This is a genomic window from Bradyrhizobium sp. Bra78 (genome assembly GCF_024519855.1).
In the GTDB taxonomy this organism is placed as follows: Bacteria; Pseudomonadota; Alphaproteobacteria; order Rhizobiales; family Xanthobacteraceae; genus Bradyrhizobium; species Bradyrhizobium japonicum_G.
Window position 1 is genome coordinate 54,377 of sequence record NZ_JALJRE010000010.1, and the last position, 12,905, is coordinate 67,281.

Sequence of the window (12,905 nt, forward strand, 5' to 3'; positions counted from 1 at the left end):
GGAGAGCTAAATCATGACCACCGAGGCAACTGTCGGCATTGGCGTTCTGTTCAAGACCGGCGACGGCGCCGTGCCGGAGGTCTTCACCACGGGTGTGGAGATCACCAACATCACGCCGCCGTCGATGTCGCGCGACAGCGTCGACGCCACCCACGAGCTGAGCCCGAATTCCTGGCGCGAGTTCATTCCGGGGCTGAAGGATGGCGGCGAGGTCTCGGTCGACATGAATTTCGTGCCGGGCAATGCCGAAGCGGCGGCGCTGATGGCCGAGTTCGCCCTGGACGGCGCCGCCGCCATCAAGAACCGCCGCATCGAGTTTCCGGACGGTTCCTATTTCGCGTTCGCCGCGTTCCTGACGGGCTACGAGCCCGACGCGCCGATCGACGACAAGCTCGCCGCGTCCGCGACCTTCAAGGTCACGGGCGAGCCGACGCTGGTCCAGGCGTAAGACCGCAGCCATGTCAAACCCGCTCAAGGGAGAGGTGCCGTTTACCGGCACCGATGGCATCGAGCGCAGGCTGTCGTTTTCGGCCGAGTCGTTCTACCGGCTGGAGAAGCAGGTCGGCGTGTCCGTGGACCAGCTCGGCGCCGACCTGCGCGACCCCTCCAAGTTTCAGATGGAGATGATCCGGACCATCTTCTGGGCCGGTCTGCTCGATACCAACGAGGGGCTCAAGCTGGAGGATGTCGGTTCGATCTTCTCCAAGGTGCCGGCCATGGAGGCGATCGGGCTGGTGACGCTCGCCTTCGTCAGCGCCTTCGTCGACCCCTCCGCGAAGCGGGACGCCTCGGCGCGCCCTCCGGAGGCGAGTCAGCCGGCGGCGGCTGGGACTGGCTCGCCCTCCTAGATCGCTGGCTGCAGCTCGGGCTCGACGACGATGCGTTCTGGCGCAAATCGCCGCGCCAGATCCTCGCCATCCTCCGCGCCCGCGAGGCCCGCCTGGTCCGCGACCGCAACGAGCTGATGGGCCTCGCCTGGCATACGGCAGCGCTGCAGCGGGCAAGGAAGATGCCGCCGCTGCGCAAGCTGCTGACGCGCCAGCCCGGCCCGCGGCCGCGCCAGACGCAGAGGCAAATGCTCGACGTCGCCAAACAATGGACCTTGCTGCTCGGCGGCAAGGTGATCGACAAACCGAAATAGGGACCGCCATTCCATGGGCACCGCTTCCGTCATCGGCGCGCTGAAAGTCGTTCTCGGCGGCGACACCACCGGGCTGGACAAGAGCCTGGTGGAGTCGCAGGCCGCGCTGTCGGCATTCAGCTCCAAGGTCGCGCTCGGCTTCGCGGCGGTCTCGGCGGCCGCGCTCGCCGCGGCCACGTCGATGGCCTCCCAGGTCAAGGCCGCGATCGACAGCGCCGATCACCTCAACAAGCTGTCGCAGTCCAGCGGCGTCACCACCGAGGAACTGTCCAGGCTGACATATGCCGCGGATCTCGCCGACGTCTCCGGCGAGGCCCTCGGCAAGTCGATGGGCAAGCTGTCCAAGGCCCTGGTTGCCGCTGGCACTGATGCCGCCAGCCAGGCCGGACGCGCCTTCGCTGCGATGGGCATCGACGTCAAGAACCAGGACGGCACGCTGCGCTCGTCCGCCGAGGTGCTGAAGGATCTCGCCGACAGGTTCGCCGGCTACCGCGATGGAGCGGAAAAGACAGCGCTGGCGATCGCGTTGTTCGGCAAGGCCGGCGCCGCGATGATCCCGCTGCTCAACGGGGGGCGCGACGGACTCGAGGAGGCGGCGAGCGAGGCAGATAAGTTCGGCCTGGTGCTCGACAAGAAAACCACCATGGCGGCCGAGGCCTTCAACGACAATCTGCGGCGCATGGATTTGATCAAGCAGGGGCTGGTCACCACCATCGCTGCCAAGTTGCTGCCGAACCTCGAGATGTTGTCGGAGGAGCTGCTCGCCCTCAAGAGCGATTCCGAATTCACCTCGACGGCCGCGGACGCTATCACCGCGGCGATGAAGTTCTTGACCGGCGAGGTGCTGTCGAGCGTGGCTGCGTTCAAGGGTCTCAAGGCCGAGCTGACTGCGCTCTGGGGCGTGCTCAACGCGCCGGACTGGCCGTCGCTCAAAAGTGCCTGGGAAAACTATATCAAGGTCGCCGACCAGACCCGCGCCTCGCTGGACGCGGTCGGCTCGGTGCAGGACCGCATCTTTTCCAAAAAGCCGGAGGACAATTCCACCACCTGGACCATGGAGGGGATCGCGGTCAGAAACCTTAGCCGCGAGGTGATGTCCTATGGCGAGGTGTGGAAGTCGGCGGCGCCGATTGTCGGTGAAGCTGCGACCGCGACCAAGAACGCGCTCGACAAGTTTCTCGACAGCCAGGCCAAGGCCGTCGCCAGCCAGAACGCGCAGGCGGATTCCATCGGCAAGAGCATCGGCATGCAGGCGCAGCTCAAGGTCGCCTATGAGGCCGATGCCATCGCCAAGGCGAACAATATCGTCATCACCGACGCGTTTACTGCGCGCGTCACCGCTGCCGGCGACGCGGCGGCGCTGGCGGCGATGAAGGTCGCCGGCGCCAACGCCACCGTGCAGGCGATGAATCCGGCGCAGCAATTCGACGTGCAGATGACGCAGCTGCAGCAGCTCTACGACGCCGGCGTGATCTCGCTCGAAACCTACGGCGCGCGCCAGCAGCAGATTGCGGAGGCCGCCCAGGCGACCTGGGGTCAGGCCAGCGCGTCGATCGCCGGCAGCTTCGCCACTATCTCCAGTTCGTTCTCCAAGGAGAGCAGCGCCATGGCGACGGCCGCAAAGGTGTTCGGCGTGATCCAGGGCACGATTTCCATGTTTACCGGCGCCGCCAAGGCGCTCGAGCTGCCGTTCCCGGCCAACATCGCCGCGGTTGCGGCCGTGCTCGCCAAGGGCGCTTCGCTGGTCGCCTCGATCAAGTCGCAGACCGTGCCGACCGGCATGATGACCGGCGGCTCGATGATGGTCCGCGGCGGCGGCGGTCCCGACTCCGTGCCGGTCAACATGATGGCCTCGCCGGGCGAGCGCATCGACATCTGGCGGCCGGAGCAGGGCGGTGGCGCGGATCCGCGCGGCGGCGGCGGGGGAGGTGGCGGTGGCAAGGTCATCAACGTCGCGGTGCCGATCGTCACCACGCGCGAGGCCGTCCGCGACCTGTTCGGGCTCATCAACGATGCGCTCGGCGACGGGCACCGGCTCAATCTGGTGGCAAACTGATGTCGCTGGTCATCTCAAGCGCGCTGGTTCTCGCCGGCGCCGCCGACGGGCTGTCGCTCGATCATCCCGTGATCGGGTGGCACAACGTCGTGACGTCCGCGACCATCGTCGCCACCAACGAAGATGCCAATTATCCGGCCTCGAACCTCGCCAACCCGGCGACGCATCTGGAGTGGCGCGCGAACAATGACGGCGTTCAATATCTGACCGTCACCACCAATGAGGTCGATCCGATCGATTACCTCGCCGTCGCCGGCCACAACTTCTTTTCGGAGGCGATTCCGACCTCGGTCGAGGGCTTCATTGACGGCGTGTGGACCGAGATCGTCGAGGAGGTCATGCTGCCGGACGATGGTCCGGCGCTGTATCGGTTCGATCTGCAGTCGCTGAGCCAGGTCCGCCTCAAGATGCAGGTCGCATCGGATTCGCATCTGCCGCGCGCGGCCGTGGTCTATGTAGGCAAGCTGCTGGTGATCGAGCGCCGGGTCTATGTCGGGCATACGCCGCTGCCCGACGGCATCAAGACCAGCGTCGCCAACGGCCGCAGCGAGACCGGGAAATTCCTCGGCCGCATCGTGCTGGGGCAGTGGCGGGAATCGACCGTGCCGCTGTCGCTGATCTCGCCGGCCTGGTTCCGGACCTATATGCGGCCGTTCCTCCGCGACGGGCGCGACCTGCCGTTCTTCTTCGGCTGGCGGCCGCAGAGCTATCCGCGCGAGATCGGCCTTGGCTACCTGGTCGACGATCCGGCGCCGGCGCCGGTCGGGCCGAGCAACCTGCTCGCATTCGATCTCAAAGTGTCGGGTATCGCCTGATGCAGTCGCTGTCCTACATCGAGCTCGATATTCCGTTCTGCGACCACGTCTATGGCGTGGCGCCGTGCACGGCGTCGATCCCGACTACCGGTACGATCAAGTGTTTCAATTGCCGCAACACCTGCCAGGACATCGCCAACTTCAGCCCGTCCGACGTGACGCTGCGCTTTGCCCGGCCGGCCGACTACCTTCCGCGCGAGATCGAGTGCATTCCCTCGATCCTCGACGTCGCCTACACGCCGGCGACGATATCGCTCGGCAAGAACCTCGGCACGCGCGCGACGCTAAGCGTCACGTTCAAGGACCATCCGCATTCGGACACCGGCGTCGGTTACGACAAATATCTGGCGGACCGCGACTACGATCCGTATCTGCAGGGCACCTTTTGGGGCAAGTTCCGCGCGCGCCAGCCGTTCCTGCGCGGGCAGGAGCTGCGCTGGATCACCGGCCTGGTCGGCGACGATCTCGCCGACATGGAGACGCGCTATTTCGTCGTCGACAGCTTTGATGGCCCGACGCCGGAAGGCAAATACACCATCGTCGCCAAGGACGTGCTGAAATACGCGGATGGCGATCGGGCGCAAGGGCCGGTGCTGTCCAACGGGTTTCTGTCGGCGGACATCACCGCGGCCGCGACCTCGATCGCGCTGCTGCCCTCCGGCATCGGCAATGCCGAATATCCGGGCGGCGGCAATGACTATCTCTGCATTGGCGGCAACGAGGTGGTGCAGCTGACCGCGCGCGCCGGCAACACGCTGACGGTCGTGCGGGGCCAGCTCGGCACCGTTGCGACGACGCACAAGGCGCAGGATCGGGTCCAGCGGGTCCTGCGCTACGCCGGCGCCGACGTCGCCGACATCGTCTACGACCTGCTGGTGACCTACGCCGGCGTGCCGGCGAGCTACATCACTCTGGCGGATTGGCAGGCCGAAACCGCGGCCTATCTCGGCACGGTCTATACGGCGTACATCTGCGAGCCGACCTCGGTCGCGACTTTGCTCTCGGAACTGGCCGAGCAGGCGGGCCTTGCGATCTGGGACGACAACCTGGCGCAGCAGGTCCGGCTCAAGGTGCTGCATGGCGTGCTCACTGATGCCGATACCTTCACGCCGGACAACACGTCCGAGAAGTCGCTTACCATCAAGGAGCAGCCGGACCAGCGGCTGTCGCGCGTGCAGGTCTATTTCGGGCAGAAGGATCCGACCCGGCCGCTTTCGAACCTGGACAATTACGGTTCGACCTCGCTGTCGATCGACGACGACGCGGAGGCGGCCTATGGCTCATCGGCGATCAGGACGATCTATTCGCGCTGGATCCCGAACGGCGGCCGCTCGGTTGCCGACCGGCTCGGCGCCATCCTGCTCGGCCGTTTCCGCAATCCGCCGCGGCGCCTGACCTTCGCGACCGCGCGCTACGCCGACACCGATGTCGATCTGGGGCAGGGCTACCGCGTCGAGGCGTTCTGCGTCCAGGGCGCGACGGGGGCGCAGAGCAACATTCCGATCCAGACCACGCGGGTCAATCCTGGTCCGGACCGTTTCACGGTCGAGGCCGAGGAAATGCTCTGGACGGCGCCGGACACCGACCTCAACGATCGCCAGATCATCTTCGATGCCGACACGGCGACCGTGAATTTGAGGTCGGCGCACAACTCGATCTATCCCGACCCGGTCGCCGGCAACACCGTCACCTTCACCGTCAATTCCGGCGTGGTGATCAGCACGAGCTCGACGTCCTTTCCCGCGATCGATGTCGGCACCTGGCCGGCCGGCGTGACTGTCGTCCTGGTCATCAGGGGCCGCATCGAGGGGGCCGGCGGCAATGGCGGCTCCGGCGCCAGTCACAGCGAGAACGGCGCGGCGGGGGCGGCCGGCGGCACTGCGCTCTACACCAGGCAGGCCATCACGGTCGATGCCTCGGCGGCTGAAGTGTGGGGCGGCGGCGGCGGTGGCGGCGGCGGCGGCGGGCTCGACGGCAATCCCGGCGGCGGCGGCGGCGGTGGCGCCGGCGTGGCGCCGGGCGCCGCCGGCTTTGGCACCTCGCCGGCCGCGAGTGGCGCTGCCGGCAACGCGACATTGGGAGGAGCCGGGGGCTCGCCTGGCGCCGGTCTTGGCGGCTTCGGAGCCTACGGCGGCGGGCCTGGCCTTGCCGGCCTCAATGGCGCGGCGACGAGGTTCGGCGAGTTCGCCGGCGGCGCCGGCGGCGCCGCGGGCCGCGCGATCGACGGCGTCTCCTACGTGACGTTCAGCCCTGCCGGCGGCGACATCCGCGGCTCCCAGGTGAATTGAGGCAAGATCCATGACACTCGCGGCGCATCAATTCACGGTCACGGATGGGGCCGGCAACGTCGTTTCCGGCGCGCACATCGAGGTGCGCTCGGAGATCCCAGGCCAGCCCCTGGCCGCGGTCTACAGCGACCGGGCCGGCACGACCGGGCTCGGCAATCCCTTCGATACCGATGCCGACGGCTTCGTCCGTTTCTTCGTCGTCGGCGGCGCCTACCAGATCCGGGCCTATACCGGCGCCAGCGTCGCGCCGACATTCGAGGCGCCGCTGCAGCGCTATGTCGGGATAGGTCTGGCGCAGGAAAGCGATATTGCGGCGTCTGGTCATTCCGAGCGCGAGGTCACGGCGGCGGGCGACGTTACGGTGTCGAATTCAGACGCCGACGTCATCCTGATTAGAAAGTCCGTCGGCGCTGCGACCACTGTCAGCCTGCCGGATCCGTCGACCGCCACCAGGTCGGTTCGCGTCGTCGATCGCAAGTATGACGCCGCCACCAACAATATCACCATCACCTCGGCCGGCACGTCGAAAACCATCATGGGCGGAACGTCCTACGTCATCGATTCCAATGGCGGATCGATCACCCTGACGCCGCTTGCCGACGGCACCGGCTGGGTCTGACCTCTCTCTAAAAACGGAACGTCGAACATGAAGCTTCGCGGCATCATCGCGCTGGCGCTTGCGCCGGCTGTTGCGCTCTCCCTTATGTGCGCGCCGACGCTGGCACAGACCAATCCCGGCACGTCGCCGCTGTCGATCGCCAAGGGCGGTACTGCTGCGGCCACGGCCTCGGCCGCGCGCGCATCGTTGGGTCTTACGATCGGCTCGGCGGTGCAGGCGTGGGACGCCGATCTCGACGCGCTGGCGGCACTATCAGGTACGAATACGATCTATTATCGATCGGGGTCGAGCACCTGGGCTGCCGTGACCATCGGCGGGATGCTCTCGTTCGTGGCGGGAACGTTGAACGTGGCCGATGCCGAGCTGGTCGCACTGGCCGGGCTCACCAGCGCGGCCGATAAGGTGCCGTATTTTACGGGATCCGGCACCGCGGCGGTCGCGGACTTTTCAGTCCTGGCGCGGACTCTGCTCGCTAACACGACCAACACGCAGATGCGCTCGACGCTCGGCGTCGTGATCGGGACAGATGTCCAGGCGTTCGACGCTGATCTATCGGCGTTGGCAGCGAATTCGACCGCGGGATTCTGGGCCTATACCGGCGCCGGCACGGGCGCCGCGCGCACGCTAGCCGCGCCCGCTGCGGGCTTCACCATCACCAACCCCGCGGGGACGGCCGGCAATCCGACGTTCGTCTTAGCCAACGATCTTGCGGCGCTCGAAGGATTGTCCTCGACCGGCTTGGCGGCCCGGACTGCGACCGACACATGGGCTTTGCGAAGCCTGGCGCCGCCGGCGGCTGGGTTTACCATCACCAACCCGGCCGGCGTGGCCGGCGATCCGACCTTTGTGCTGGCCAATGACCTTGGTGCTGTGGAGGGACTTTCCTGCACCGGCGTAGCAGTCCGGAGCGCGACCGACACCTGGTTCTGCCGCACCATCGGCGGCACCGCGAACGAAATCAGCGTGGCGAATGGCGACGGCGTATCGGGTGCCCCGGCCATATCGCTGCCTGCCGCGCTAACGTTTACCGGCAAGACTATCACTGGGGGCACCTTCTCGGGGCCGACCATCAGCGGTCTCGCGAACTTTTCCGGTGCCCGCAGGGACTCGACGCAGTCGACGCCGTCGCAGATCACCTCCAATCAGAACGACTACAATCCGTCGTCGGTCGTGTGCTCGAGCAGTTCGACGCTGCTCATCAACTCCGACGCGGCGCGCGATATCACCGGCTTTGCCGGAGGCGCGGCTGGCTGCGACCTGTTCCTGTTCAATAACGGGAATTTCACCATCACATTGAAGGATGGCAGTGCGTCGTCGACCGTGGCCAATCGGCTCGACCTCGGCGCAGATTTTGCCCTTGGCTCGAAGGCTGCCGCGCACCTCAAATACGACGGCAATTCATCGCGCTGGCGCAACACGACGGGCTCCGGCTCCGGCGGCGGCGGAAGCGGCACGGTCACCCAGGTGAATACGGCGGGCGCGGCCTTGGGCGGCCCGATCACCACCAGCGGCACGGTCACCGTCACCGTGGCGACCAAGTCGGACCAGCAAGCGGGTTCGAGCGCCGTCAATGTCGTCACGCCGTCGCAGCAGCAGAGTCATCCGAGCGCGGTCAAGGCCTGGGTGCGATTCACTGGATCGAGTGGGGCGATCCTCGAGGCGTACAATGTCACGAGCATCACTCGCGCCGGCGCCGGTCAGTATACGCTCAATTTTCCAACGGCTTTCGCCAACACGACATACGCATGCATGGGCAGCATTGAGGACAGCTCCACCAATGGCATTGTCAAAGGATCTTCGTCGGGCCGGACGGGGGGCGGATTTCCAATGTTTGTCGTGAGTTTCGCGGGCTCTCTTTATGACCCGTCTGTCGTCGACGTCGCATGCTTCGGCACGCAGTAGAAAAACCACCCCCTCGAAACGGAGAATTGAGTATGACGATCGCAGCCCTCATTGCGGCTGGTCCCTTGCGCATGGGCGCAAGCGGTCCGGCCGTGCAAGCCGTCCAGCTCGCGCTGAAGGCGCGCGGCTATCCCCTCACCGGGACCGGCTATTTCGGCCCGCAGACCGACAGCGCGGTCGAGGACTACCAGCGCCGGCTCGGGCAGCCGGTGACCGGCGCGGTCGATGCCGCCATGGCCGCGCTGCTCGATCGCCCGGTGGTCTCTGCGCCGCCGGCGGTCCCGCTCTGGCTGTCGGTCTCGCTGGCCCATCTCGGCCTCAAGGAGGGCGCCGGCAGCGCCGACAACCGCGAGCTGGTGGCCGACATCAAGTCGGTGGCGGCCGACTACCAGCACGACGCCACGCCCTGGTGCGCGGGCTGGGTGTCGTTCTGCCTTTCCAGGGCGGGCGAGAAGCCGTCGAGCCAGCCGCTCTGGGCACTGTCCTATGCCGACGCCAAGCACCAGCCGGTGCTGCGCCTGGCGGGGCCGGCGGTCGGCGCCATCGCCGTCAAAACCCGCAACGGCGGCGGCCATGTCACCTTCGTGGCCGGCCGCACCAAGGGCCTGGCGCTGGGCTGCTGCGGCGGCAACCAGAACGACGAGGTCAACGTCTCGCCGTACCGGCCCGACGTCTTCGTCGGGTTCTATTGGCCGAAGGGGGCGGCGCTGCCGGCGCAGGTCGGCATCAACACGCTGCCGGTCGTGGGCACGGCCGGAAAGCCCGTGGCGAGCGAGGCCTGATCGCAAATCGTTTCGTGCCGCGGCGCAGGCGGCATTCCCTGCGCGAGACCATCTGAAGGGACCAACCATGACGAAAGACTTCAAGCTCGAGATGCCGGCGGCGCTGGCATTGATCATCCTGGCGCTGTTCGGCTTCGCTTGCGTGTTCAACATGCTCAAGTCCGGCACGCTCGACGCCGATTTCAAGCAGACGCTGTTCGCGATCACCATGGTCGCGGTCGGCTTCTATCTCGGCTCGAGCAGCGATAGCCGGAAAAAAACCGACATGATGGCAGCCCCGGCGACCACCACGACGGTGACCGATGCCTCTACCGTGACCGAGTCCAAGCCGGCCGCGTAAAGCGCGGCTCTCTCTCCACCTTCAAACCGATAAGGAACACTCCCATGCGCAAGCTGATGCTTGCCGCAGCGATGGCGCTCGCCATCGCCGGCGGCGGCTGCTCCCAGGTCCGCGACACCTGGCAGAAGATCGAGCACGTCGCCGAGGCCGTGACGCGGTCCAAGGTCTCGCCGGAGGCCGTCGTGCTTCTGGCCTCGACTTATGACGCGTTCGAGGCCACGGCCAAGAACTACGTCGACCCGCGCCTCAACAAGCGCTGCGACGGCACCAACGGCCCGATCTGCCGCGATCCCGACGCGACGATCGCGCTCAACAAGGCGGTGCGCGCCGGCCGCAAGGCCCGCAACGACGTCAAGCAGTTCCTCCGCGATCACCCGAACGAGCTGGGCACGCAGGGGTTTTACGACGCGCTCAAGCAGTCGGTCGAGACGCTGCGCGGGATCTTCACTCAGTACGGCATCAAGACGCCGCTTGCCATGACCGGAGGTGTGCTTTGACCGAGATCCTCACCTATCTGCTGTCGTCGATCCCGCAGATCGCCGGCAACGCCAAGCTGGTGGCGCAGGGCGTCTCGGCCATGGTCGCGCTCTATCCGATCGCGAGGGCCGAATTCCAGGACCTGCAGCCGATCGTCAAGAACGCAATCGCTGCCTTCCGGTCGGATCCCGCGACCATGCCGGCGACGCTCGACCAGCTCGACGCGTTCGAGGCCAAGCTCGACGCCGACTACGAGGAAGCTGCGGCGCTCGCGGCCGCCGAGGACGCCAAGTTCGCCGGCGCCTGAAAATCTGCACGCAAGAGGCTGCGCCGCTGCGGATATCCCGCGGCGGCGATCGGGCTGGGGAAGCTTCGGGAATGAACGACGACGTGCAAGGCGCATTGCGCGAAATGGCGCGCTCGATCGGCGCGCTCGAGTCGACGGTCAAGACGCTGACGGCGACATGGCAGCAGCAGGAGCAGAGTGCGTCCCAGGGGCGCCGGGATCTGCATCAGAAAGTCGACGGGTTACGCAATGAGGTCTCTGCCAAGGTCGACGGCATGCGGGGCGAGATCACGGCTATGGGCACGCAGCTCGCGCATGCGATCAAGGATATTTCCGAAATGAAGCCGGTTGTGGAGGCTGTCGAGACGGTGAAGCAACAAGCGGTCGGCGCCGGCCGATTGAGCGTCTGGCTCTATCGGCTCGCGGTCGTTGCCTCTGGCGGCGCGGCGTGGGTCGTCGTCAACTATCTCAAGATCAACGTGGCGATCAAATGAAAACCGAGCCGCGGATCCCGCAAAATGTTGCCGGCGAGTTGTCGCCGTCAATCGCCAACCCGGCGCTGCTCGGCATGATCGAGCCTGGTCGGAAATTCTATCTCGACTTCACGCTGGCGGTGGAACCGCCGCTGGGGGCGGCCTGGCGAGCCCGGCGGCGCCATGACCCAGCGCGCCGGGTTTTCTTTTCCCACAGGGGCGCTACTTCGGTTGTATTGCCAGTTTGAATCGACCTGTGTCATGCCTCCGACCATGGAAGCATCTGGACGCGACGATTCTGCGCCGCTGACCCTGGCCGGCTTTGAGCCGCACGGGTTCTTCAACGGGGAACCGTACCGGCTGGAGGCCGATGGCGTGATCTATGCCGTGCGCGCCGGAGAGGTGGTTCGGTTCGGCGATTTCGATGCCTTCGTAAAGGTGCCGCAACGCGCCAGATCATGGTGGCCGCTTCCGGCCTTACTGGCTCTGCATGGTGTCGCGATCTGCATCTCTCTGATCGTGGTGCAGTACTATTACAGATACCTCCCGATCGTGCATTTTGAGCCGGCTATGCTGGTCAGGGCCGCCGTTAACGTGCTGCCATCGCTGGCGCTGCTGCCGCTCTTGGCGTGGTGGCGAGCCAGTTTCGGATACGCGCTGAGCGTCTATCTCCTCACGATCTCAGCCGGCTACGCTTGGCTTATCCCGTTTTCGACGTTCGGCTACGACAAGGATCTGGCGACGCTGTCGATCCTGGTCTCCTCCGCAGCTTTCGCGTTACCAGCGGTGTGCGGCGCCTTTCGGCTGCCGCGGCCCCGGGATCTCTCCGACGGTGCCGTCGATCGGCTGCTGACGGCGATGATCGCGCTGAGCGGCGTGATCCTGTTGGCCTCCTCGACGTATCATTTCCGACTGGTCAGCCCGTTTGAAATCTACTCCTACCGCGACGCGGTCGAGTTGCCTAAAGTTCTGAGTTATGGATGCGGCATCACGATCGGCGCGCTCTTGCCCTACGCGTTCACGCTGTTCGTGGCGCGTGGGCGCTGGCGTGCCGCGGTTGTTGCGGCGCTGATGCTGGTAGGTTTCTATCCCGTGATCCTCTTGAAGCTGGCGCTTTTGGCTCCGGCCTGGCTGGTTATCCTCGCGATCCTGCTGCGCTTTGCGAGCGTCAAAACGGCGGTCGTGCTGTCGCTGTTGCTGCCGCTCCTGGTCGGCATCGCAAGCATGGCGCCGCGCTTGCTCGGATTCGGCGATGGACATGCAACTGCGATCTTCACCCTCATCAACTGGCGCATGCTCGCGGTGCCCTCGATCTCGTTGGACGTCTACAACGATTTCTTTAGCCGTAATCCTTTGACAGCATTCTGCCAGATATCCTGGCTGAAGCCGCGGATGAGCTGCCCCTATGCAAACCAGATCGCCGAGATCCTGAAACAGGAATATCAGTTCGGCATGCTGAACGCTTCCGTGTTCGCGACCGAGGGCATCGCTTCGCTCGGCATGATCGCGGCGCCGCTCGCCGCGTTTGGCTGCGGCCTGGTCGTGGCGATGGCCAACGCGATGTCGCGACATTGGCCGCAGCGCTACGTGTTTCTGTCGGCTGGTGTGGTTTTGCAGAGCTTCCTCAGTGTGCCCTTCAGCACCATGCTGTTGACCAACGGCGCCGCCACGCTGTTCCTGCTCTGGTATCTGACGCCGGCGACATATTTTCGGCGCGAGGACTGAT

Annotated in this window: 14 protein-coding genes; 13 read left to right on the forward strand and 1 reads right to left on the reverse strand. The window is 65.8% G+C overall.

Annotated elements, in window-relative coordinates:
• Positions 1-13: 13 nt before the first annotated feature.
• Positions 14-448, forward strand: a complete 435-nt coding sequence (locus OC450_RS22025) for a phage tail tube protein (protein ID WP_262048658.1) — start codon at positions 14-16, stop codon at positions 446-448.
• A 10-nt stretch (positions 449-458) separates the two neighbouring features.
• On the forward strand, positions 459-848 hold the full coding sequence (locus OC450_RS22030) for a hypothetical protein (protein ID WP_262048659.1): 390 nt from the start codon (positions 459-461) through the stop codon (positions 846-848).
• On the opposite strand, the gene OC450_RS22035 is transcribed toward OC450_RS22030, so the two are convergent.
• Positions 845-1,156, reverse strand: a complete 312-nt coding sequence (locus OC450_RS22035) for a hypothetical protein (RefSeq protein ID WP_262048660.1) — start codon at positions 1,154-1,156, stop codon at positions 845-847. The genes OC450_RS22030 and OC450_RS22035 overlap by 4 nt on opposite strands.
• On the opposite strand from OC450_RS22035, the gene OC450_RS22040 reads away from it, so the two are divergent.
• The 11 genes from OC450_RS22040 (at position 1,155) to OC450_RS22090 (ending at position 12,904) form a co-directional block, all read left to right on the forward strand.
• On the forward strand, positions 1,155-3,197 hold the full coding sequence (locus tag OC450_RS22040) for a hypothetical protein (protein ID WP_262048661.1): 2,043 nt from the start codon (positions 1,155-1,157) through the stop codon (positions 3,195-3,197). The two genes, OC450_RS22035 and OC450_RS22040, sit on opposite strands and share 2 nt — an antisense overlap.
• The gene (locus OC450_RS22045) at positions 3,197-4,012 is read left to right on the forward strand and encodes a hypothetical protein (RefSeq protein WP_262048662.1); all 816 of its coding nucleotides are present in this window, start codon (positions 3,197-3,199) and stop codon (positions 4,010-4,012) included. Before OC450_RS22040 ends, OC450_RS22045 begins: the two co-directional genes overlap by 1 nt.
• Positions 4,012-6,300: a hypothetical protein gene (locus OC450_RS22050; protein ID WP_262048663.1), complete on the forward strand. Its 2,289-nt coding sequence runs from the start codon at positions 4,012-4,014 to the stop codon at positions 6,298-6,300. Before OC450_RS22045 ends, OC450_RS22050 begins: the two co-directional genes overlap by 1 nt.
• A 10-nt stretch (positions 6,301-6,310) precedes the next feature.
• On the forward strand, positions 6,311-6,919 hold the full coding sequence (locus tag OC450_RS22055; protein WP_262048664.1) for a hypothetical protein: 609 nt from the start codon (positions 6,311-6,313) through the stop codon (positions 6,917-6,919).
• Positions 6,920-6,946: 27 nt separating this feature from the next.
• On the forward strand, positions 6,947-8,821 hold the full coding sequence (locus tag OC450_RS22060) for a hypothetical protein (RefSeq protein WP_262048665.1): 1,875 nt from the start codon (positions 6,947-6,949) through the stop codon (positions 8,819-8,821).
• Positions 8,822-8,853: 32 nt separating this feature from the next.
• Complete coding sequence (locus tag OC450_RS22065) at positions 8,854-9,603, forward strand: TIGR02594 family protein (RefSeq protein ID WP_262048666.1); 750 nt, start codon at positions 8,854-8,856, stop codon at positions 9,601-9,603.
• 67 nt (positions 9,604-9,670) lie between these two features.
• Positions 9,671-9,943: a hypothetical protein gene (locus OC450_RS22070; protein ID WP_262048667.1), complete on the forward strand. Its 273-nt coding sequence runs from the start codon at positions 9,671-9,673 to the stop codon at positions 9,941-9,943.
• Positions 9,944-9,987: 44 nt separating this feature from the next.
• Positions 9,988-10,440, forward strand: a complete 453-nt coding sequence (locus OC450_RS22075; protein ID WP_262048668.1) for a hypothetical protein — start codon at positions 9,988-9,990, stop codon at positions 10,438-10,440.
• Positions 10,437-10,727: a hypothetical protein gene (locus tag OC450_RS22080; RefSeq protein ID WP_262048669.1), complete on the forward strand. Its 291-nt coding sequence runs from the start codon at positions 10,437-10,439 to the stop codon at positions 10,725-10,727. The genes OC450_RS22075 and OC450_RS22080 overlap by 4 nt, the downstream gene beginning before the upstream one ends.
• Before the next feature lie 71 nt (positions 10,728-10,798).
• On the forward strand, positions 10,799-11,200 hold the full coding sequence (locus OC450_RS22085; protein ID WP_262048670.1) for a DUF1515 domain-containing protein: 402 nt from the start codon (positions 10,799-10,801) through the stop codon (positions 11,198-11,200).
• 162 nt (positions 11,201-11,362) lie between these two features.
• Positions 11,363-12,904: a hypothetical protein gene (locus tag OC450_RS22090; RefSeq protein ID WP_262048671.1), complete on the forward strand. Its 1,542-nt coding sequence runs from the start codon at positions 11,363-11,365 to the stop codon at positions 12,902-12,904.
• The last annotated feature ends 1 nt before the right edge of the window (position 12,905 follow it).

Bases quoted from the DNA above. Each gene is read 5' to 3' on its own strand.
- OC450_RS22030 (WP_262048659.1), top strand. From the start codon at position 459: ATGTCAAACCCGCTCAAGGGAGAGGTGCCGTTTACCGGCACCGATGGC.
- OC450_RS22065 (WP_262048666.1), top strand. From the start codon at position 8,854: ATGACGATCGCAGCCCTCATTGCGGCTGGTCCCTTGCGCATGGGCGCA.
- OC450_RS22070 (WP_262048667.1), top strand. From the start codon at position 9,671: ATGACGAAAGACTTCAAGCTCGAGATGCCGGCGGCGCTGGCATTGATC.
- OC450_RS22090 (WP_262048671.1), top strand. From the start codon at position 11,363: ATGACCCAGCGCGCCGGGTTTTCTTTTCCCACAGGGGCGCTACTTCGG.
- OC450_RS22055 (WP_262048664.1), top strand. From the start codon at position 6,311: ATGACACTCGCGGCGCATCAATTCACGGTCACGGATGGGGCCGGCAAC.
- OC450_RS22045 (WP_262048662.1), top strand. From the start codon at position 3,197: ATGTCGCTGGTCATCTCAAGCGCGCTGGTTCTCGCCGGCGCCGCCGAC.
- OC450_RS22035 (WP_262048660.1), bottom strand. From the start codon at position 1,156: ATGGAATGGCGGTCCCTATTTCGGTTTGTCGATCACCTTGCCGCCGAG.
- OC450_RS22060 (WP_262048665.1), top strand. From the start codon at position 6,947: ATGAAGCTTCGCGGCATCATCGCGCTGGCGCTTGCGCCGGCTGTTGCG.
- OC450_RS22050 (WP_262048663.1), top strand. From the start codon at position 4,012: ATGCAGTCGCTGTCCTACATCGAGCTCGATATTCCGTTCTGCGACCAC.
- OC450_RS22025 (WP_262048658.1), top strand. From the start codon at position 14: ATGACCACCGAGGCAACTGTCGGCATTGGCGTTCTGTTCAAGACCGGC.
- OC450_RS22040 (WP_262048661.1), top strand. From the start codon at position 1,155: ATGGGCACCGCTTCCGTCATCGGCGCGCTGAAAGTCGTTCTCGGCGGC.
- OC450_RS22085 (WP_262048670.1), top strand. From the start codon at position 10,799: ATGAACGACGACGTGCAAGGCGCATTGCGCGAAATGGCGCGCTCGATC.
- OC450_RS22075 (WP_262048668.1), top strand. From the start codon at position 9,988: ATGCGCAAGCTGATGCTTGCCGCAGCGATGGCGCTCGCCATCGCCGGC.